This window comes from Paenibacillus sp. FSL F4-0236 (genome assembly GCF_038000135.1).
GTDB lineage: Bacteria > Bacillota > Bacilli > Paenibacillales > Paenibacillaceae > Paenibacillus_AQ.
In genome coordinates, this window is record NZ_JBBOBK010000001.1 from 5,864,185 (window position 1) to 5,886,432 (window position 22,248).

Here is a 22,248-nt window from a genome sequence, read left to right on the forward strand (position 1 = left end):
ATGAAACGAAGAGCACTTCTGCTGTGTGTGGTTATACTCATACAACTATTCGTAACAGGCTGCTGGAGTCGCCGGGAATTAAACGATCTTGCGATTGCTGTAGGAATCGGAATCGACAAAATCGGAGATCAATATCAAGTTTCTGCTCAAGTCGTATTACCCAGTCAAATCGCAGGCTCAAAGGGTGGTTCTCCTCAATCACCCGTAAACCTATATAAAGCAACCGGAAATACCGTATATGAAGCCCTTAGGAAAATCACAACCCTTAGTCCACGTAAAATTTATATCTCTCATCTGCGGATTTTAGTCCTCGGTGAAGCTTTGGCTAAAGAGGGAATCAGTGATGTACTTGATTTCATGTCAAGAGATACCGAAATACGAAATGATTACTTTATAGTGGTAGCAAAGGATACCAAAGCAGAAGATGCCCTGAAAATATTAACCAGCCTCGAAAAGATTCCTGCTGTGCGATTGTTTTCTAGTCTGGAAACATCGGAGAAGCAATGGGCACCCACCTCTACTGTGACGTTAGGAACACTAATTACAGAACTTGTGAGTAAGGGTAAGAATCCAGTCTTAACAGGAGTTGTCATCAATGGAAATGTAGATGTCGGACAAACTCAGAAGAATGTTGAAACGGTAGACTCTCCAACAGAATTGAAATACTCCGGATTGGCTTTATTCAAAGAGGACAAATTAATTGGTTGGCTAAACCCAGAGGAATCAAAAGTGTATAATTATTTAACCAATAAGGTAAAGAGCACGGTTTTCTATATCCAATGTCCCGAAGGAAAAAAGGTTTCGCTTGATGTATTTGAAGCCCATTCCAAAATAAAAGGCAGCATGCATAATGACAACCCAGAAATCAGTATTGAGCAACATATAGAATCAGATATAGGAGAGGTTCAATGTAGAAATCTAGACCTGACCAATCCAAAGACCATCACCGAATTAGAACAAATCGCTAACCAGAAAGTAGTACATTTATTCGAAACTACGATTAAAAAAGTGCAACAAGAATTCAAATCCGATATTTTTGGCTTCGGTGAGGTCATACATCGCTCAAACCCACAGGCATGGAAGAAACTGAAAGACAATTGGGATCAAACCTTTGTAAACCTGCCTGTAAGCGTAAAGACGGACATTAAGATTCGACAATTAGGGAAAGTGACTAACTCTTTCTTAGAAGAGATGAAGTGATACATTGGAGGGAACGAAGCTATGCTCGAAAAAGGTAAACTAAGTACTCGTCAGCTAACCATATTGGTTATGCTTCTTACCATCGGGGATTCCATTCTCGTAATCCCCCCTTCCACTACACACTACGCCAGACAAAATGCTTGGATTTCCACTTTAATTGGGATGGTAATAGGTTTGCTAGCCATCTATATGTACAGTAGGTTCATAAAGTTATATCCCAAATTAACGCTTATTGAGGCTATTCAAAAGGCTTTTGGAAAATGGCTAGGTACGGTTCTATCGCTTATGACTTTAATGTTTTTTCTTATCGTTACCGTTGGAAGTATGCGTGAGGTCAGTGATTTTGTGATTGCAGAAATGTTGCCAGGAACCCCTATTCCGCCCATTTTAACCCTATTTATACTTATCGTGATTATGGCAACACGACTTGGTATTGAGGTCTTAGGACGAACTGGTGAGATCTTTACTCCAATGATTATTATCCTATTCCTGATCCTGACGGTCGCAATTGTTCCTCAGATGAATATTGTCAGAATCCTGCCCATTTTGGAGGACGGAATAAAACCAGTACTGAGAGGATCTATCTCCATTACGGCTTACACCTTTTTAGAACCGGTTGTCTTTCTAATGGTACTCCCTTATGTAAGCCAACAACAGAAGATAACAAAAGGCTTACTACTGGGCTGTTTACTAGGTGGTACTATCATCTTCCTGACACTGACTGTTTCCATATTAGTGCTAGGTCCGGATCTGACGACCAGAGATATATATCCCAGCTACAACATAGCAAGACGTATATCCATTGGTGGGTTTTTCGAGCGGGTGGAAGCCCTGATAGCTCTACAGTGGATGTTAACCCTATTTATAAAAGTAACTTTGTTCTTCTATGCTTTCATTCTGGGTTTATCCCAATTATTAAAATTAAAAGAGTATCGCGTGTTAACCTTACCCACAGGGTTGATTTTGGTGTCACTAGCGCCTATTATTGCCCCCAATTTCACATATTACAACACAGTTTTCGATAATTATTGGGTGTATTATGTTATAACCTTCGGGTTATTTCTACCCTTGGTGTTGTTAGGTGTGGCAATGTTTCGAAGAGCACTGAGTAAGGACTTGAAATCTCAAAACTAAAGATGGTTTGGGAGGTCGTAAATATTGGATTTAGTAGTGATCCTCATCGTTGTGGCTGTTATTATAGCTGTTGAAGTACCCCTTATGTGGAGGAAAAAATTAATCAAGGAGCTGTGGGTGTTCTCATTTCTTCTGTTGTTGGGAACCTTTTTTGGCGTAATTAACGCATTCCATATCCCAGTCTCTAACCCTTTAGGCTGGATGATATTTATCTATAAACCCGTAGCCGACATGGTAAATGCCTGGTTAACTTAACAATGAGACTAAACCCATTTAACATATCAATCCGAATCCGAGTAGGGTCACCGAATGCGGCGAGAAACCGTGTGATGTTGCTGATTCATTAAGTTTAATCTCTTGCGGCTCTATCTCCCCACCCCGATTCGTAAATAAACATAAACCTATAAAATTTTTTGACACTACAATATAGATCTCGTAGATTCTCTAACGATTAATTCTGCAGGGAAAATCTGATGCGCATGATTGACCTTCTTATTAATGAGATCAAACAAAATCTTAATCGACGCTTCCGCAATTTCTACTACTGGCTGTTTGATGGTAGTGATAGAAGGATTATAATAGAAGGAAATATCCAGTCCGTCATAACCTGCCACAGAGTAATCTTCAGGAACTCGCTTGCCTGCTTCAAATATGGCTTTACAAGCACCGATGGCCATACTATCTGACAAGGTGAAAATAGCAGTAAACTCTTCCCTTGACTCCAGCAGTTCTTTTGTAACCGCATACCCATTTTCCATACTATAGCTGTCAATATCTTCTTTCATCCGCCGTACTAGCCGTTCATTATAAGCTATTCCATGATCAGAAAGAGCCTTTTTATATCCTTCATATCTTAATTTACCGATACTCACATCATCTTCAGGCGCGGTAATAACTGCTATTTTTTCATGTCCCAGATTACATAAATAGTCTACAATTTTATAGCTCTCATTAAAGTCATCTACAGATACGGAGGAATAGTTACTTAGATCAAACTCTTCCGTCATCCCAATCGTGCTGAGGACAAATGGAACCGTCAATTGCTGTAATTTTTCCTGAGAGTGTGAGAATAATCCCCCCAGGAACACAATTCCCTTCAGGCGCTTTTCTTTCTCCAGCTCAATTGCCACTTCGATCTCATCTTGATTCTCATCGACTCGCTGTAGGATAAAGGAGTATTTCTTTCGCTGGATCTCTTTTTCAAATACTTTAATCATCGGGCTGAAAAATGGATTTGATATTCCTTTGATCAATACTGCAATCGTTTTCGAATCGGAACGTTTTAAATTTCTGGCACTGTTATTCGGTACATAATGGTTTTCTTTGATGACTTTCATAACCATCGCTTTTGTTTCTTCATTAATATCCGGATGATTATTTATAGCTCTAGATACTGTAGTCACGCCAACCCCACATAATTTGGCGATATCTATGATAGTCAATCTCTCCATTTCTACCTTTCCTTTACACGTTAAATAAGAAAGTAGGGGATTCTTGAAGAGAAGACTCCACAAGAAAAGCACCCTACTCGCTTCTACATACATATTCTATTTAACCCTTAACGGCTCCTGCAACGACACCTTCGATAATATATTTTTGGCAGGTGAGGTAGAAAATAATGATGGGTACAATAGCTAGAACTAGCATCGCCATCATAGCTCCCATATCAATCGATCCGTATCCACCTTTTAGGTACTGTATCGCAATAGGAATGGTTTTGTATTCAGTACCGATCAGTAGGTCAGGCAACAGGAAGTCATTCCATACCCACATTACATTAAGAATCGCTACGGTTACAGCTATAGGCTTAAGGATGGGCAATACCACTTTAAAGAACGCCTGCGGTGGATTACATCCATCAATCATAACCGCCTCTTCAACCTCCAGTGGGATGGACTTCACAAATCCACTAAACATAAATACCGATAGTCCTGATCCAAATCCCAGATAGATCAAGATAATCCCAATCGGATTGTCGAGATGCAGTACATTGGCTGTCTTAGTCATTGTGAACATAACCATTTGGAACGGTACGATCATCGAGAACACAAATGCGTAATACATCAAGTTCGTGAATTTTGATTTCACCCGAGTAATATACCATGCGGTCATGGAAGTGAATAACACGATTACAGCAACCGAACACACCGTGATAAACAAGGACATTCCAAAAGCACTGAAGAAATCAATCTTCGCTATACCGCTAGTATAGTTCTTCAAACCAACAAAAGTAGTTCCATTAGGGAATAAGAAAGGTGTATCACTAATGTAGAACTTACCTTTAAAGGAGTTCATCAGAACAATAAAGATCGGAGATAAGAACGCAATGGCCAAGACCAACAAAATGGTGAATATAGAATAGTCTTTTGCTCTAGTCTGTTGCATTAGTTCTCAACCTCCTTTCTTCTAGTAATGACAAGTTGTACTAAGGCGATTAAGGCTACCAGTGCAAAGAATACGACGGCTTTCGCTTGACCGACACCTTCCCATCCTGTTTTTCCGTAGAAGGTATTGTAGATATCCAGTGCTAACATCGAGGTCTGCTTAGAAGGAGCACCAGCAGTCAACGCTAAGTTCTGGTCAAACAATTTGAATGAATTCGATAACGTTAAGAATAAACAAATGGTAATGGATGGCATTACGAGTGGAATCGTCACATTACGTAAAATCTTTGAACGTGAAGCTCCATCAATTCTTGCGGCTTCTACTATATCCTTAGGCACATTTTGAATACCTGCAACATAGATAATCATCATGTAACCTATCAATTGCCAATTCATAAGGATGATTAATCCCCAAAATCCATAAGTTGCGTCAGAGGTCAAAGTAACTCCAAATTTATACAGGATTCCATTAAAGATCAGCTGCCAGATGTACCCTAATACGATACCGCCTATCAAGTTAGGCATGAAAAAAATAGTTCTAAATACGTTAGTCCCTTTTAGCTTTCTAGTTAACAACATCGCCAGTATGAAGGCGAATACATTGATCGTAAGAACAGATAGAACTGTAAACTTAACAGTAAAGCCTAGTGCATTTAGAAATTCTTGATTTGAAAATGCTTTAGCGTAATTGCCAAACCCTATCCATGTTGCATCATTGACTGTAGTAAACTCTGTAAAGGATAAATATATACCTAGCAGAAAAGGTACAACAAACGCGATCCCAAAGGCTATTATGGTCGGTAATGCAAAAAGAGCAAAATATTTTCTTATCGATTTTTCCATGGAGTCTTCTCCTATCTCAGTATGGAAAATGATGAAACAGATGAATTTACTCGAATTGTTGCTTAGTGCCACTGAATTTCCAAAGGGAATCCAGTGGCACTAAGCTTTTATCTTTATAACAACTGAGAGTTATTCAATCATTTTTCCATGCATTTATTATTTTGCCTTTTCAGCCTTCCAAGTGTCCTTAAAGATGGTTACAACTTCATCCCAGGTTTTATTGCCTTGAGCGTATTGCAAGAGCGCATCACCAAAGACATTTTTGAACTCTTCACTTGGGAATGCCGCAAATGTCCAAGCTACGGAAGTTAGATCTTTTTCCATCCAAGCGGATACTTCTTTAGCCAGTGGATCTGCTGGTTTTTCGCTGTCTTCAAACGTGTTGAATGGAGCGATGAAACCTAAGTCGTTCGTTACATAAGCTTTACCTTTTTCACTGGAGAACAACCATTCCAAAAATGCGATAGAAGCTTGTTGGTTCTCAGCAGAGGCTTTGCTGTTGATTGCCAAATAGTTTTCTGTACCTACAGCCAGACCTTGTTTTTCTTCGCCTTCCATACCTGTGTAGATAGGCAAGAATTTGATGTCCTCAGCTTTAACTACGTTACCATCTACATCATTGATTTGTGACCAAGCCCAGTTACCGTTTTGAACCATTGCTGCGTTACCCAGTGCGAATTCAGCCATGGAGTCCGCTACAGATTTACTACCCAGAAGGGATTCTTTAGTCACAGAGTTTTTGATGTAAAGATCAAAGATGTTTTTGAATTTATCGTTATATTTGAATTCAACTTCCTTAGAAGCTAGACCGGCAAGAACTGTGTTATCAAACTCAGTGTTGTCTTTGAATTCATAGTACAGTGGCAAGTTAGCCAAGTGAGTCTGCCATCTCCATTGTTCACCAGCAGCGAGGGAAGTCGAGGCGAATACACCTTTGATGCCCAGTTGATCTTTTTTAGCGGTCATATCTTCTACTACTGCTTTCAAAGTCTCGAAATTATTGATTTCAGTTGTGGACGAGATCGAAACAGCTTTGTCAGCTAAAGCAAAGTATTTCTTCATAATGGCGTCGTTGTAGATAATACCGTATCCTTCAACTACGTAAGGGATACCATACACGCCTTCGCCTTCAGTTACAGCCAAGCTTTTGTCGGACAAGTAGCTGTATAGCTTAGTATCTTTCAAATCCAAGGTGTAGTCTTTCCAAGCTTGGAAACCAACAGGTCCATTAATTTGGAAGATCGTAGGTGCATCGGACTTAGAAATTTCGGATTTCAATTTGGTTTCGTAAGTACCTGCTGCAGCTGTTACGACTTTTACTTTAACGCCTGTCTCCGCTTCGTAATCCTTAGCGATTTTTTCATATATCTCTGCAATTTCAGGCTTGAAGTTTAAAAAGTAAACCGATCCATTTTTACCAGATGAAGCGTTTCCACCATTGGTTGCTGTATTGTTCTCTTTATTCCCACACCCTGCTGCCAAGACTACAACCATAGACATTACCAACATGAGCCCTAGATATTTTTTAATATTCTTCATTTTTCTTCCCCCTCGAACTTTTTATTAAATTACTTCTCTTAAAGACGTCTCCGAGCTTGCTCACCGAGAATAATGTCAGCGTTTTCATTTCACTTAAATATTCTCCGCTTTTTTTCCGGTATCCTTATCGGTAACGTTTTCAATTGAAATATTAGCACACCGTTTGGAACATTTCAATAACCATTTTATTGCAGGAAACTCGCCATTACAAATCTTCAAACGTTATAATAGACAAGTATAAACGCCTTCGACTTTCTTATATTTTTTAAAATAACTATGAATAGGTGATTGCATATCTTATCTCTGATCGAAAAGTATGAGTTACAATTCTCTAATAATAATTATTTTGGCGATATCGGGGTAGAGCCCTCTTACTCCATTGTAAAAGGTACTCTTCCTGTCCTTGTGTCCGCTCCGCATACCATTAACCACTATAGAGAGCATGCAGTAAAACCTGCGGACATGTATACAGGTTCTCTTGCGCTGCTGTTACAAAAGCTCACCAATTGTCACTGTATCTATTCCAATAGCTTCTCCAAAGAAGACCCCAATTACATCCTTGGCGGAGAATATAAGACTGCACTTGGAACAATTGTCAAAGAACATCAAATTAACTTTGTTATAGACTTGCATGGTGCCTCTATGGATAGGGAATTTGATATTGATTTAGGTACATTACACGGAACTTCCATACAAGAAAATAATATAAATGAAGTCGTACGTATTTTTTTCAATAATGGTATTACCAATGTTCATCAAAACCATACATTTTCTGCATCTCATCCGGGAACGGTCACATCATATTCCGCCAAAGAGCTGTTAGTTCAAAGTATTCAAATTGAAATTAATCGAAATTATCGTAACCCGAAATCATTTGATTTATTCCAAAAAACCATTCATTCCCTCGAACAAATCATCAATCAATTGGGAGGTGCCTAACATAAATATCGAGCAGACCTTCACCCTATTGGACAAACAAAGCTATACTGCCCGGGAAGAACTCACGATGAACCCCGATGAGCTGGCTGAATTAGGCTTAGTCCACCATATCTTTGTCGAGCTTAAAGCAGAGAATGATGCTCAGGTTAGCTGTTTGCTTTTATCTAAAAGTGATATCCCTAGAGGCAGTATTCAATTATCTAAAAGAGCAAAGGACAAGCTAGGAGATTGCCCCATAACAGGATTAACCATTACTAAACCTGAGTACAACACGATCCTTCGGGGAATTCCTAAAGTGGACGAGATTGCCAAACCTTATGTCAAAGCTTGTCCAACGCTCGTCCGCAAGTATTCGAACCATGTAGAGCTGATTAATCCTAAGAATGGCTTTCGGGTAAACTTAACGTTAAAAGAGGATGACACAGCCAAGCCGAATGCACTATATTTCAACAGATATATCATGTTGTTACTTGAGACTCATGCCACTGAGGATGATCAACTAATTATTACCCGTGCAAGAACAAGTCCTCAGTCCAAGCCAGGCATACATAAACTTATACATCTGGGAATCAAACAGCCCTTAACCGCATTAGGAAATCTTTTTATTGGCAAAAGAGAGCTTACGCTAAGAGTAGGACATCCCTATCCTTTTGATGAGCACCAAAATCTATGCCGAATTCACCCCAATGTTAGAAAGCTGCTGGGTATGGAAGAGACCGACAAAATCGTCATCACCTATAACAACAAAGAAATCACCGTCCCCATCTTAGATATAGATACTGAGCATATTGCCCAGTTGATCAAGCTAAATGAGGAGGATGATCAGCTCAAATTTAACGACAGCCACTTATTTATCGGAATCACCGCTTTGTCACGAAATGAACTAGAAATCCCCAGTATCGGCACATCGGTTACCGTAAAGAGAAGCATGAACTCCCTATTCTTAAAACACTTAAATAAGCTGGTCTTGCCTGTAATTGCTCTATTGTTTACAGTAGTACAGCTGTATAAGGATTTGAACTGGAGCATCGCTCTGACCGTTGCTATTTCTCTGATACTACTTCCGATAATCATCTACACGACGCTATCTGAAGAACGAGCAAAAATTAACTAAATGGAGCGATGATCGTGGAATTCACTTCACAAGCCCAGGTAGAAGATATGATCTACAGCTCTTATCTAAGAGCCATTAACAACATCACAGAAACTTTGGATGGACAAGTTAGACGACCGGAATTAACCAGAGAATTGCTGGAACTAGTCGGAAATCCGGATCGAGATCAACAATACATACTAGTCACAGGCAGTAAAGGTAAGGGCTCCACCTCAAGGTTTATCTCTTCTTTGTTAAGTCACCTAGGCTATAAAGTGGGCTTGTTTACCTCCCCTCATCTGGTTGATTTCAACGAAAGAATACGGATTGACGGGCGGGCCATATCCACAGAGGATTTTATACGATTAGGAAATGTGGTTCGCGAGGGATTTCAAACGATTGAAGATCAGCTTGCCGCTGATGAGTATCAAGGTCCTGTTGGGGTGGGTCTGGCGATTGCGACGTTGTACTTCAAGGAGAATCATACCGATTTCAATGTAATTGAATGTGGAAGAGGCGGAAGGTTTGATGACACGAATGTCCTGAAGAATGATTGGGCTGTCATTACTCCGATTATGGAGGAACATGTAGCTAATTTGGGACCTGACCTGAACAGCATTACACTACATAAACTGGGTATCGTCAAAAACAAGGCTACTAACGTCTATATTAGCAAACAGAAATCGAGCGTACTTGCGACTATAAAAGCGAACCTCACTTCCAACGCTGTGCAGTATTATGAGGAGCAGTTCCAGGCTGACTCTATTGCAATAACACCCGTTGGAACTACTTTTAATGTTCAGACAAATCAAGCGGTTTACCCGTCCTTAACGATTCCGTTATTGGGGCAATTTCAAGCTCTAAATGCAGCCACTGCAGTCGCACTATGTGAGGATATTACAAGTGGTCCTCTGAATAGGGAACTCGTTCTCAAATGCTTTGCACAATTACAATGGCCGGGTCGCTGTGAAGTGATCTGTCATGATCCATTAACGATAATTGACGGAGCAATTCATAAAGAGTCGGCAGGCTATTTGGCTGAGCTTATTCAACTGGTGAATCCTGACCGCAGCCGAGCTGTAACTTCAATTATCGGTGTCCCTAAAGATAAAGATTACCCAGGGGTTATCGAAGTGATGAGTTCGGTCTCGGATCAATTAATCATCACAAAGCCCGATATTAGTCATCTTTCTTTTCCTACAGATGCACTCCATGTTGCCAAACGTTTTATCGAACAAAGTTACGAGTTCCCCTATTTAGAGGACGCTCTAACGCACATACAAACTGGCTCGTCTTCCGAGATTATTGTAATTGTCGGCACGCAAACCTTTATCGGAAATGCCAAAAGATTATTCGGGCAATCGCTGCTCGATATCGGCTTATAGCTTCTCAAAGCGCTGGAGAATGACTTCCTGATAAAGATCAGATAGAGCTGGCACTTCACTTGGATTCTGCTTACAATACTCATCTAGCATAACCTTATGATTCACTTCGATCACTCTGAGGCCTTGATCTGTTTCCAAAATATCCACGGAGCAGAAATCAAGGCCCATCGCTTTAGAGGTCTCGGAAGCAAGCGCCGCAAGCGCCTCTCGTTTGGCCTGATCGCTAACCTCAATAGCAATAGCCCCGTTAATCAAATTGTGCTTCCAAGAGCGAACTCTTTTTTTGCCAAGGAATACACGCGCCTGGTGATTAAAAGTTACGATTCTATACTCAATCTTCGCTTCATAATAGGGACCTATTGCCCCATTAAGCTGTAAAGAAAATAATAAATCCAGCTTTTCGTGCAGATCGGCTATCTCATTAATTTTGTACACATGATTTCCCTGTGCCCCGTTATCCTGCTTCATAACTACCACCCCATTGAGCGTTTGGAAATAACGTTCAGCCAATGAATAAGGATTCAAGTTGTTAAATTTGGAGTCAGGATGTGGCAAATAGATATGTTCTACCGCGGGGATATTCGCCTTATGCAAAACGTCATAAGTTAGAGATTTACTCATAGCAATGATCGTAGAAGCACTGTTGTTTAGTCCGATCTCAGCGTCTACCATCACAAATGATTTCAATCCATCCGTAGCTCTATATACGAAATTCGGTGTAACTTCCTCAAAGGTAATCCCTGAGGTTGTAACAGAATGCTGGATCATTTTTAAGTAAGGTCTAGTCGTCATTCAGTTTCCTCATTTCTAACAAAATATGACCAAACCTAATCATAGCATGAGAAATATCAATCGAAAATAACATTCATACGTTATAATTACTATCATCAAAACCTTAGAAATCTTTTTCGAGGGACTTTCCAAAAAAAATAACAAGGTTAATGTTATGTTTAATGACTGATAGCGCTCTTATAGTTAAAAATAAGTATTGATTATTTAGTGATCATCCTCTATGATAAGCTTATCAAGCGAACCAAAAAGTTAAAGCGATTAAACTTTAATACCAAGGTATCTATTATTATTGCTAATTAATAGTATTAGTACGGCCAAAAGTTAAAGCGCTTATACTTTAAAATGAGAGGTTGGTGTGTCATGATCAATCGCGAGAACAGGCGGCAGACTTTCTACATGTATCTGTTCATTTCTCCTTGGATTATCGGCTTCCTAGTATTCGCCCTTTATCCTATCTTATCATCGCTTTACTTCAGCTTTACTGATTATGACATCATACACCCGCCTAAGTTTATCGGGCTCGCTAACTACACAGAGATGTTTCACAATGACCTATTCTGGAAATCGGTGGTTGTCACACTGAGATATACCTTCATCGGTGTACCTATCCAGCTTGTTCTCGGTCTTGGATTTGCGCTATTGCTTCACCAGACCATTCCCCTGCGCGGCTTTTTCCGAACGGCCATGTATTTTCCAAGCATGGTATCCGGCGTGGCCATGTCCCTCCTATGGTACTGGATCTTCAACCCACAGATCGGGCTCTTCAATTACATCCTTTCCTGGTTCGGTATTCATGGACCGGCTTGGCTGATGAACCCGGACACTGCACTATATGCCTTGATCATCATGACCTTCTGGACAGCAGGCTCAGGAATGATTTTATTCCTCGCAGGTCTGCAAGGCGTACCGGCTAGCTTGATCGAAGCCGCTAACCTTGACGGTGCCGGACGCTTCAGAATTTTCTTGAACATTACCTTACCGATGATCTCTCCCGTGCTGCTTTTTCAACTAATTATGGGACTGATCGATTCCTTCCAAGTCTTTACCCAAGCTTTTGTTATGACTCAAGGAGGTCCAAATTACTCTACCTGGTTCTATGTCTATAATCTCTACACCAGTGCTTTCAAAGAATATCGTGCCGGTTATTCCTCAGCCTTGGCATGGGTGCTCCTCATCGTAGTTATGCTGTGCACCGCACTAATTATGAAATTGTCTAATCGTTATGTTCACTACGAAGGAGGCGGACGCAAATGAGTACAGTCAGAGCGCTAAGCCCCCAGACTAAAGGAACCAAACGCCGTCGAAAAGTGGAGCCTGTTAAGATTTTTAGCTTTATTACTTTAGTAGTTACAACATTTCTGATGCTGCTTCCTTTGTTCTTCATGGTCTCCACTTCACTTAAGTCCAAACGTGAGATGCTGAAGTTCCCACCCACCTTTCTTCCAGAGAGCTGGCAGTGGAGCAATTACACAGAAATATTTGATACCCTGCAGTTCGGTACGCTTTACAAAAATAGTTTAATTATCGCCGGTCTCAGCGTTGTAGGCACCTTGATTTCTTCAGCGCTGGTCGCCTATGGATTCGCCAGATTCAGAGGTAGAGGGAATCAGATATGGTTCATCCTATTGTTGAGCACAATGATGTTGCCTTATCCAGCCATTATGATTCCGCAATTCGTACTCTTTTCACAAATGAACTGGATCGACACCTTCCTACCCTTGATTGTGCCTGCTTTTTTCGGCTCAGCTTATAACATTTTCCTGCTGCGCCAATTCTTCTCCACGTTGCCTGAAGAGCTGTTTGATGCCGGACGCATTGATGGATGCGGCGAAATACGGATGTGGGCTACTATAGCACTCCCACTCTCCAAACCCGCACTTGCAACTGTAGCTATCTTTGCTTTTATCTACAACTGGAACGATCTGCTTACACCGGTGCTTTACCTAAGCTCGTCAGAGAAGTTCACGCTACCCGTCGGGATGGCTTCTCTCACCTCATCGAGATTCCGCATTCCACCTTGGCATTTGCTGATGGTCGCTTCGGTTCTAGCTATGGTTCCTATCGTAACACTGTTTGCTGTAGCACAGAAACAGTTCGTCGAAGGGATTGTACTTACAGGGATTAAGTAATAATCCGCCATCCGGGCGGCCAAATATACTTGAAATCATGGAGGGTTTAGCTAATGAACAAGAACAGGAAAAGTAGTGCGCTTTTACTTGCAACAACCATGCTTGTTGTTCTGGCATTGTCAGGCTGTAGCGGCGGCAAATCGGCGGGTAACACTCTATCTGAAGGAAATAGTGGCTCGACCAATTCAGGAGGCAAAGCAGAAACGGTAACTATCACCCATTACACAATAGATTCAGAAGACCGGACTTTTGTTGAGAAATTAATTCCTGATTTCGAAAAGCAGCACCCGAACATTAAAGTAAAAGTGGAAAAAGCACCTTATGAGCAGTTTGACAGCAAGCTGCAAACGCTAATTGCCGGTGGCAAATCACCCGATGTGACAAGTCACTGGGGTTATGGAGGTTTCGCAGAATACTACAACAAGGATATGCTGCTCGATTTGACCGACCTTTTAAAAGAGGATGGTTTCAAGGCAGCCGATTACAACATCCCAGAGAACCTGATGAACATTTATAAGGTTAAAGATCACACATATGGTATCCCAGTTAATATGTATGTCACCTTGATGCTCTATAACAAAGACATGTTTGATGCTGCCAAACTGACTTACCCAACAAGCGATTATGAAGATAAGAGCTGGACGTTTGAAAAGATGGTCGACCAGGCTAAACAAATGACTCTCGTCTCCGATGATATTGCCAAAACACAATATGGCGTAGACTTCACCTGGTCTGAACGCGATATGCGGCCATTATATTTTGGAGCGCAGCCTTATTCAGAGGATACATGGACGAATGGCGGCGTGCCTTCCGAGACTTATTTTGATTCCCCTGAAGTGATTGCTGCCTACAACAAACTCTTTGATCTCGTCTTCAAAGATAAAGTCTCTCCTTCCTCCGAGTGGAGCAAAAGCGTAGCTGGACAGAACGGTGATCCCTTTGTTGCAGGCAAAATCGGGATGTCTATCGGTGGCTCATGGAACCTTGCAGGTGCGAATGACTTTCCCTTCAAAATCGGTGTAGCCGCTGTACCATGGGGAGGCAACGATAAGGTACGCAGCACACTTTACGTCGATCCGCTGCTGATCTTGAAGGACTCCAAACATCCGAAGGAAGCTTTGGAATGGATCAAATATTTGATCACTACCGAAGTGCAGGAGAAATCCATTGAGCTTAGTGGCGGTAACCCGCCAGTCAACACCGAAGCTGCTGAAGCTTACTATAAACATTTTGACGGCATCGATCCACAAGATATCAAAAATGTCTACGAGGGTGCTGTGAACTATGGCTTCGAATCCTACAACCATTTAATCACCAACTACTCGCAAATTAATGACATGTTCATTAATGAATTGCAGCCAGTAGAAACTGGACATAAGACGGTGGAAGAGGTGATGACGACGATTCAGAAAAAAGTTACGGAGATCATTCATCGTTAATATTTGGCAGATATGCCGTCCCTTTAGGGACGGTATACCTGTTTGAAATCATACGTTTAGCGGACAGTCTGCCAACCCTGTATACTAAAGGTAGAAAACAGGATCGGAAAATCTGCCGCGAGGAGAACTAGAGATGAAAGTGAGTATTTTTGATGTAGCCAAAAAATCAGGATTATCGGTTGTAACCGTATCCCGAGTCTTAAATGGGGCCGAATCGGTACGCGAGAATAATCGCCAGAAGGTGCTGGAGGCCATTAAAGAGCTGGATTATCGCCCTAATGCAGCGGCACGCAGTCTGGCAAGCGGTAAGACGGGAATTATCGGGATTATTGTCACGACCCTGCAGGATTCTTTTTTTGACGCAGTGGTCAAAGAGCTGAATGAAGTCTTAGCGATGCATGGTTATTTTTTGGCCATCTCCATCTCAGCAGGCATCGAATCGGATGATAGCCATTATTTAATCCAGGAGGATCGTGTAGACGGTTTGTTTCTACTCTCTCCGATGGAAGAGGATAATTATATTGTGGAATTAAAACGGCGCGGCATCCCCTATGTGCTGATTGATAACCAAAAGCCCGAGAATGACACCTACTCTATCACGATTGACAACTTCAAAGGTGGCTACATGGCTACCAGTCATCTGTTAGCGCTTGGTCATACGTCAATTGCTCATCTATGTGGACAGGAGATGTTCCGTAGTACGCGGGAGCGGCGTGCCGGATTCCTACAAGCGCTTGAGGAAAAAGGTCTTACTCCATTTGAGATTGTACATGGTGATTTCGAAATTGGAATGGGATACGAAACCTGCAAGCGTTGGCTGAACGAAGGACAATTACCTACTGCGGTATTCGCTGGCGATGACAATATCGCCCTTGGAGTCATCAACGCGTTAATGGAAGCTGGCATTCGGGTACCCGAACAAGTAGCTGTGATTGGCTATGATGATCATTATATTGCTTCACAGCTTCATCCATATTTAACAACGATCCGTCAGCCTTCGGACAAAATTGGATTAGCAGCTGCCGAAATGCTCTTAAAACGTATCTCTGGAAAGATGAAGCGCGGAGCTGGAGTAAAGATTGACCCAGAGTTAATTGTACGGGAATCTACCACTTCCAATTAATTAAATCATATAAACAAGGAGTGACAACCATTGACTTACTACTTGGGGATCGATGGTGGAGGCACCAAAACCTATGCTCTGCTATGCGATGAACATGGCAATGTTCTCGGTAAGGGCAGGAGCGGTAACGGCAACCACCAGACAGGCGCACTTGAGGCAGCCAACAGCATTCGAGAGGCCACATTCGGGGCACTAGATGAGGCTGGACTCCGATTGGAGGACATCCAACATACCTATCTTGGGCTTGCCGGTGCTGACCGAGAGGCCGATTATCTCATTCTCCATCCAATGATTCGCGAGATCGGATTTATCAATTACACCATTAACTGTGACACCATGATCGGATTACGTGCAGGGACGACTCGCCCTTATGGAGTTGCACTAATCTGCGGCACAGGCACCAATTCGGCAGGCAGAAACACGCAAGGAGAGCACTATCAGTGTGGTGGCTTTGACTACATGTACGGTGACTTCGGTGGTGGCGGTGCTCTCAACATTGAAGTCTTTCGTTCTGTCATAAGAGCTTGGGATGGACGGGAGCAACCTACCCTCTTGACCGGACTTCTACTCAACTTGCTAGGTTATGAGGAAGTTGCAGATATGTTTAATGATTTCCTCAATCATTGGAAAAGGGTCCCTGTTCATGCTGCTCGTTTGCTTTTCGAAGCAGCAGCTGAAGGAGATGCTGTAGCCTTAGAGATTCTAAATCGGCAAGGCGTTGAGTTAGGGAAGTCCGCTGCTGCAGTCATCCACAAGCTTGGGATGGAGCAGGACACCTTCGATGTGGTTCTGGCGGGAAGTCTGCTAACCCGTGGGGATCGCGGCTGGATTCGCGGACCTATTGAGAAAGCTGTACAAGCCGCAGCTCCACAAGCAACTGTGGTGACTCTTGCCACAGAGCCTGTAGTAGGTGCCGTATGGTCCGCGATGGATCAAGATGGTTTGACCCTTAGTAATGAAGCGTATGAGACCATGCGGCAATTTCAAGATTATGAATCGATCCAACAAACAAAAAAGACAGGAGTGGTTGATCTTGGCAACTAATCAAGGATTAAAGATCGCAGTTATCGGTGGGGGTTCTTCGTATACACCCGAATTGGTAGAGGGATTTATTCTTCATTACAAGGAGCTTCCTGTTCGTGAACTATGGCTCGTAGACATCGAACCTGGACTTCGCAAGCTGAATATCGTTGGAAATCTCGCTAAACGCATGGTTGAGAAATCCGGGCTTCCGATTGAAGTTCATCTTACAACAGACCGCCGGAAGGCTATCGAAGGTGCAGACTTCGTCAGCACTCAGATGCGTGTCGGTATGCTTGATGCCCGCGCACGTGATGAATCGATTCCTCTTAAATATGGTGTCATTGGTCAAGAAACGACAGGTCCTGGCGGAATGATGAAAGCACTGCGTACGATCCCTGTCATTCTGGATGTATGCCGGGATATCGAAGAGCTGGCTCCTAACGCATGGCTGCTCAATTTCACCAATCCTGCAGGAATGGTCACTGAGGCTGTTCTGAAATACTCCAAAGTAAAGAGTATCGGTCTCTGTAATGCACCTATCGGTCTGATCAAACAAGTATCCGCCAAATATAACGTAGCTGCCGACCGTGTTTATGCCGAATTCGTTGGTCTGAATCACTTACACTGGATTACTCGAATCGACGTTGAAGGTGAAGATAAGCTGGATGATATGCTCACAGAGGGCTACAGTGCCAAGAACGTGCCAGCCCGAGAGTGGAATCCAGAATTCCTAAAATCCCTTCGCGCCGTGCCTTCCTACTATTTGAAATATTTCTATATGACGGATGCCATGCTCGAAGAGCAGATGGAATCGTTTAAGCAAGGTATCAACCGTGCTGAAGTCGTCAAACGCGTAGAAGAAGAGCTATTTGAGCTATACGCCAACTTAGAGCTGAGCGAGAAACCGAAACAGCTAGAACAACGCGGTGGTGCTTTCTATTCAGAAGCAGCAGTTAATCTCATGAGATCGCTCTATAACGGTTCAAACGACATCCAGACCTTGAATGTTGCTAACCGTGGCATACTGGACTTTTTGCCAGATGATGCAAGCATTGAAGTGAACTGTGTTGTCACCAAGAACGGACCACTACCTCTACCACTGACTAAGATTCCACCGATGGCCAAAGGGCTTATTCATGCTGTCAAAACCTACGAGCAGCTAGCCATTGATGCCGCTGTGACCGGTGATCGTGCGCTTGCCCTTCAGGCAATGGTGCATCATCCACTCGTTCCATCTGTAGATGTGGCGGTTCGTATGCTGGATGAAATGCTGGAAGCCAATAAAGAGTTCTTGCCGAACTTTTTTACTAAATAACCATAGAGATGAGGCGTCAATATGTCAGCTAAAGCGGTTTGGAAAGGCGATGTGAACCAAGCCATCTGCGCGTTTACATTTGATGATGGGCCTTCCCAGCTTCCCGTTGAATTATGGCTTGATGTTTTGGAGGAGGAAGGTGCTGTCGGCACCTTTTTCTTCACTGGGGAATGGATGGATCGCTATCCAGAGAAGGCGAGATTGATCCTGTCCCGTGGTCATGTGCTTGCTCCGCATACGTACCATCATCGGCGAATGGCCCAAGTGCCAAAGGCGGTATTCTTAGAGCAATTGAAGCTGACTGAGCTGGCCTATCAGGACGCAACGGGTCTCCCTTCTCCCAATTTCATGCGTTTTCCATATTGCTCATTCCGGGAAGAAAATCTCGAGTGGCTGACAGAATGGGGCGATTATCTAGATATTGAAGGCGTTGACTGCGGAGATTGGTCTGGTATTTCTGCTGAAGAGATCGTTGCCAGAGTTGAACCTACGCTTGAGAATGGAACCATTGTAGTCATGCATAGTAATGATGTTGCAAAAGGTTCACCGGCTGCACTGAGAGCACTTATTCGGATCGCCAAGCAAAGAGGCTTAGAAAGTGTCGGCGTACCTGAGATCCTTGGGTCCATTGGCGTAGAAGTAAACTACAGACCCTGGAAAATAGTCGTAGACGTTCCCGCAGAGTTAGATCATCCCTTGGAAAATTGGATCCCTTTAGAAAATAGTAAGCAGCTTGCCGACCTCGCGACCCAGACAACTGAGTGGAACATTCCGCAATATACACTACATTTCACTTCTGAAAAGGAGTGGCTGGAGCATCTGGAGAGTCCACTAGAAGAGGTTGGAGTGACAGAGGATCGCGAGTTGTTTACCGTACGGCAATTTGATGGCAGCTATTGGGGATATGTACGCGCCGGTGTCGTAGACAATACCCTTGTATTATTAGATTATGCGGCTAAAGAAGCGCAGGCTGATACCTCGGTGTACTTACTTCGCTGGGCTGCGGATACTTCGATCAGATTGGGACTAACCAAGATTGAAGCCAGACTCAATATTCGTAAAATGAGCGAGATGTGCAGACAGTTAGGCTGGCAGTCAGAGATAGTAGAAGATCAATAAGAGACATCATCTATACTGATAAATAGTTGCGGTAAAAAACAGCGCTCCCCCGTTATTGGTGGATCGCTGTTTTGCGTTATGAGAATGGTAAACATCCCAGCAGTAAACGCCGTAATCCCAGTTTGCTCTACTATCATCCAAATGCAAGCGCTAATTGAAAGCTCTTGTTCCTTTCGGTACAATCAATTGCAACATCGTATTATTCCATCAGAAGGGGTGATTTCTTGCGTAAAGATACCAAAACCATCGGCGAGGTGGCTAAGCTGCTGGGCACAACCATTAAAACCATCCGTTATTATGACGACATTGATCTTTTGAAACCATCGAGTCACAGCGAAGGTGGACACCGGTTATATACTCCCGAAGATATTTCCCGCCTGCGGCTGATCACAACACTGCGTTATTTGGACTTTGGCATTGACGAGATCCGCCAAGTCATCGCTGGAGAGATTCAGCTCAATACAGCACTCAACTGGCAAATCGAAGCACTGGAGACGCAGGTTAATACGCTGACTAATATGATTTCGATTCTGCGCCAAGCCCAAGCGCATGATTCATCAGGCAATTCCATGGATTACATGAATGAGCTGGCTGACTCCTTGTCCATGAATACCGCTAAACGAAACGAGTTCATCTCCAGCAAAATAGAAGAAATACAACCGTTCAGTCAATTGCCATCCGAATGGCAGAATACTTTTTTATATTTGTTCAATAAATATATTATCAATGAAGTCAAAGTGACAGCTGGGCAAACCGTAGCTTGGAATGAGCTACAAGCGCTAATGAATGATGCGCAGTACATGGAGGAGCTTGTCCGATTCGAACTGCCCTTCCTCAATATGGTCAGACACCCTCGTGTTCCCGCTGCGTCCTGGATCAGAACGCTGGAGAGTATCCGAGTCCGGGTGGAAGCAGCCCTGCAACACAAATTATCAGCAGACAGCGCTGTTGTACAGGCTATTGTTGAAGATTTTGTGATGCTGTATGCAGATCCAGAGCAGTTCCGCGATAAAGCTGCCTTTTTCCGTCAATATGCTCAATGCATGCACACTGCTCCTACCGAACGGATAGAACGCTTTAATAAACTGTGCTTGCTTCTCAATCCCAAATGGGATGTTATTGTAGAAGGAAATACCTTGCTGATGCAAGGATTACAATGGAAACTCGGGCAGGAGAACTCTCACTCTGCGCCTTGTTGAAGTGTGAACTTCGGATGGTCTCCCAGGTTGATGTTCAAATATTGCAAGGGCTGCCCTTTTAAATAATGGTCAAAAAAATCAAGCGTGTACTCATTAATCAGCTCATGCGTTCCGCTCACATCCACACCCTCCATCCATTTAAACAACGGGGTGAGCAGATATAGATCGGAGAAGCTCATATGAGTGCTTTTTTTGAATGTCATCCAATAGTTTCCACCTGCGGTTACCGGCTCATAACGGGCAACCAGCTCATTATAGTAGGCTGTAATTTCTTCTCTGTTCGTCCCAAGCGCGGTGATTTCTGCATCAGTGGTTTGGTCTACTCCTTTTAATGTGTCATCGGCACTCATGAGCAGAAAAGGCTTCTTTAGGCCGTCTGTAGGAATCCGCTTTTCACCGTAAAGTACCCCATCCATATCGATGCCTGCTTGTATTCTCTGATCATCCAGCAGCATTTGCACCGTCGTGGCTCCCCCAAAGGAATGCCCGAACATGCCCATATGTTCAAGATCGATCCGGTCAGTAAACAGACCACTAGGGTCGTTCGCAGACAAGGCCTCCATTCGATCAAGCACAAACTTCGCATCTTCTACCCAAACTTCATTACGCCGATCCATAAAAGAATACTTCATTTGCTCATAGCCCATTTTTCCTTCTGAATCAAACTTCACCACAGGCTTATCTGGAAATACCGAAGCCACGCTGCTATAAGCATGTTCAATCCCTACGACAATATAGCCGTGACTTGCCAATTGCTCGACTTGAAACATGTTCTGATTCTTGTAGCCCATAAATCCATGCGAAAATAGAAGCACAGGATATTTAGATTCTGTATCCGCTAATCCGGCATTCGCAATAGCATGGGTGTTGACCAGCTTAAACCCTGAGAATAAAAACTCCGGCAGGTGCAAAAATTCATGCAATCCCTCTATATAGGGAGCAGGATCAGATAAATAGGGCGCCTTTTTTCCAGTAGCCTCCGAACTTGCCGGATACCAGATTTGCACCGCTAATTCGCGGGAATCACCGGATGTTTTCGTAAATTTTTCTTCTCTTGCAGAATCGGTCCAATGGTAGGTAATGGTTCCTATCTTGTAAGGACCTGTGGGCTCCGCAAAAGAAAATACAGGGAATAGGAGCGGCAGCGCAATGGACACAGCAGCATAAACCACTCCAACTCCTCCAATAATTAGTGTCTTCCAGCGCTGTCGCGACTTTCTTTCTATCCTTGCTGTGGATCGTAAGAAAGGTCTTACTCCTCCTACAATCGCCCATAGTGTGACCAGATACATTGGGATCATCGGCCACCGCAATCCTTCCACGAAAGCGTGGACAAGCAGTAAAACAGCAGAAATTCCGCCGCCTATCAGCCACCCGCGTTGTGATTTAGGGCGTCCTAGCATTAACCCACCCAACATCCATACATTAAATAAGACAAGCATGATCTCAATCCATCTCATAATCTATAATCCTCCTTGGATTTCTCTTCTGGCCGCCGACCTGAACCAAGTATAAAACCTCCTGTTAGAGGAGAATCAAACACCTATTTAATTCACTGAATGGAGGATAGAGAAAAACTATGGGTTACGAGA

Annotated in this window: 20 protein-coding genes; 14 read left to right on the forward strand and 6 right to left on the reverse strand. The window is 43.0% G+C overall.

The window, feature by feature from the left end:
* Genes NSQ29_RS26110 through NSQ29_RS26120 form a run of 3 tightly spaced genes read left to right on the forward strand, consistent with a single transcriptional unit; the run spans position 1 to position 2,589 of the window.
* Entirely contained in the window at positions 1-1,200 is a 1,200-nt protein-coding gene (locus NSQ29_RS26110) for a Ger(x)C family spore germination protein (protein WP_341126451.1), read from the forward strand.
* 21 nt (positions 1,201-1,221) lie between these two features.
* Positions 1,222-2,334 carry a GerAB/ArcD/ProY family transporter gene (locus NSQ29_RS26115; RefSeq protein WP_341126452.1) on the forward strand — a complete coding sequence of 371 codons (1,113 nt, stop codon included), beginning with the start codon at positions 1,222-1,224 and terminating at the stop codon, positions 2,332-2,334.
* Between the two features lie 24 nt (positions 2,335-2,358).
* Positions 2,359-2,589: a hypothetical protein gene (locus tag NSQ29_RS26120; RefSeq protein WP_339799763.1), complete on the forward strand. Its 231-nt coding sequence runs from the start codon at positions 2,359-2,361 to the stop codon at positions 2,587-2,589.
* A 164-nt stretch (positions 2,590-2,753) separates the two neighbouring features.
* Here the strand turns inward: NSQ29_RS26120 and NSQ29_RS26125 are convergent, their stop codons facing one another.
* From NSQ29_RS26125 to NSQ29_RS26140, 4 genes are all read right to left on the reverse strand, one after another.
* On the reverse strand, positions 2,754-3,785 hold the full coding sequence (locus NSQ29_RS26125) for a LacI family DNA-binding transcriptional regulator (RefSeq protein ID WP_341126453.1): 1,032 nt from the start codon (positions 3,783-3,785) through the stop codon (positions 2,754-2,756).
* A 100-nt stretch (positions 3,786-3,885) separates the two neighbouring features.
* Positions 3,886-4,719, reverse strand: a complete 834-nt coding sequence (locus tag NSQ29_RS26130) for a carbohydrate ABC transporter permease (RefSeq protein ID WP_042184128.1) — start codon at positions 4,717-4,719, stop codon at positions 3,886-3,888.
* Entirely contained in the window at positions 4,719-5,561 is an 843-nt protein-coding gene (locus NSQ29_RS26135) for a carbohydrate ABC transporter permease (protein WP_060626540.1), read from the reverse strand. The genes NSQ29_RS26130 and NSQ29_RS26135 overlap by 1 nt, the downstream gene beginning before the upstream one ends.
* A 156-nt stretch (positions 5,562-5,717) precedes the next feature.
* A complete protein-coding gene (locus NSQ29_RS26140; protein ID WP_076286658.1) occupies positions 5,718-7,100 on the reverse strand; it encodes an ABC transporter substrate-binding protein in 1,383 nt (460 codons plus the stop codon).
* 288 nt (positions 7,101-7,388) lie between these two features.
* Here NSQ29_RS26140 and NSQ29_RS26145 point away from each other — a divergent pair, with 288 nt between their 5' ends.
* Genes NSQ29_RS26145 through NSQ29_RS26155 form a run of 3 tightly spaced genes read left to right on the forward strand, consistent with a single transcriptional unit; the run spans position 7,389 to position 10,517 of the window.
* Complete coding sequence (locus NSQ29_RS26145) at positions 7,389-8,039, forward strand: hypothetical protein (RefSeq protein WP_341126454.1); 651 nt, start codon at positions 7,389-7,391, stop codon at positions 8,037-8,039.
* Positions 8,040-8,067: 28 nt separating this feature from the next.
* Positions 8,068-9,153 (forward strand): hypothetical protein, encoded by a 1,086-nt coding sequence (locus tag NSQ29_RS26150; RefSeq protein WP_341126455.1) that lies wholly within the window; start codon positions 8,068-8,070, stop codon positions 9,151-9,153.
* 14 nt (positions 9,154-9,167) lie between these two features.
* Positions 9,168-10,517, forward strand: coding sequence for a bifunctional folylpolyglutamate synthase/dihydrofolate synthase (locus NSQ29_RS26155; RefSeq protein WP_341126456.1), 1,350 nt, complete (start codon positions 9,168-9,170; stop codon positions 10,515-10,517).
* On the opposite strand, the gene NSQ29_RS26160 is transcribed toward NSQ29_RS26155, so the two are convergent.
* A complete protein-coding gene (locus tag NSQ29_RS26160; RefSeq protein WP_341126457.1) occupies positions 10,512-11,309 on the reverse strand; it encodes an ATP-grasp domain-containing protein in 798 nt (265 codons plus the stop codon). The two genes, NSQ29_RS26155 and NSQ29_RS26160, sit on opposite strands and share 6 nt — an antisense overlap.
* A gap of 360 nt (positions 11,310-11,669) precedes the next feature.
* Here NSQ29_RS26160 and NSQ29_RS26165 point away from each other — a divergent pair, with 360 nt between their 5' ends.
* The 8 genes from NSQ29_RS26165 (at position 11,670) to NSQ29_RS26200 (ending at position 20,656) form a co-directional block, all read left to right on the forward strand.
* A complete protein-coding gene (locus tag NSQ29_RS26165) occupies positions 11,670-12,563 on the forward strand; it encodes a carbohydrate ABC transporter permease (RefSeq protein WP_042184117.1) in 894 nt (297 codons plus the stop codon).
* Positions 12,560-13,438 carry a carbohydrate ABC transporter permease gene (locus tag NSQ29_RS26170; RefSeq protein ID WP_042184115.1) on the forward strand — a complete coding sequence of 293 codons (879 nt, stop codon included), beginning with the start codon at positions 12,560-12,562 and terminating at the stop codon, positions 13,436-13,438. Before NSQ29_RS26165 ends, NSQ29_RS26170 begins: the two co-directional genes overlap by 4 nt.
* A 53-nt stretch (positions 13,439-13,491) precedes the next feature.
* On the forward strand, positions 13,492-14,877 hold the full coding sequence (locus tag NSQ29_RS26175) for an ABC transporter substrate-binding protein (protein WP_341126458.1): 1,386 nt from the start codon (positions 13,492-13,494) through the stop codon (positions 14,875-14,877).
* Between the two features lie 133 nt (positions 14,878-15,010).
* On the forward strand, positions 15,011-16,000 hold the full coding sequence (locus tag NSQ29_RS26180) for a LacI family DNA-binding transcriptional regulator (RefSeq protein WP_042184112.1): 990 nt from the start codon (positions 15,011-15,013) through the stop codon (positions 15,998-16,000).
* 30 nt (positions 16,001-16,030) lie between these two features.
* Positions 16,031-17,044: an N-acetylglucosamine kinase gene (locus NSQ29_RS26185; RefSeq protein WP_339268219.1), complete on the forward strand. Its 1,014-nt coding sequence runs from the start codon at positions 16,031-16,033 to the stop codon at positions 17,042-17,044.
* Positions 17,034-18,338, forward strand: coding sequence for a 6-phospho-beta-glucosidase (locus NSQ29_RS26190; RefSeq protein WP_371915750.1), 1,305 nt, complete (start codon positions 17,034-17,036; stop codon positions 18,336-18,338). Before NSQ29_RS26185 ends, NSQ29_RS26190 begins: the two co-directional genes overlap by 11 nt.
* Positions 18,339-18,359: 21 nt before the next feature.
* A complete protein-coding gene (locus NSQ29_RS26195) occupies positions 18,360-19,457 on the forward strand; it encodes a polysaccharide deacetylase family protein (protein WP_341126459.1) in 1,098 nt (365 codons plus the stop codon).
* A gap of 224 nt (positions 19,458-19,681) precedes the next feature.
* Positions 19,682-20,656 (forward strand): MerR family transcriptional regulator, encoded by a 975-nt coding sequence (locus NSQ29_RS26200; RefSeq protein ID WP_256716338.1) that lies wholly within the window; start codon positions 19,682-19,684, stop codon positions 20,654-20,656.
* Here the strand turns inward: NSQ29_RS26200 and NSQ29_RS26205 are convergent.
* A complete protein-coding gene (locus NSQ29_RS26205) occupies positions 20,638-22,116 on the reverse strand; it encodes an alpha/beta hydrolase (RefSeq protein ID WP_341126460.1) in 1,479 nt (492 codons plus the stop codon). The two genes, NSQ29_RS26200 and NSQ29_RS26205, sit on opposite strands and share 19 nt — an antisense overlap.
* Positions 22,117-22,248 lie beyond the last annotated feature (132 nt).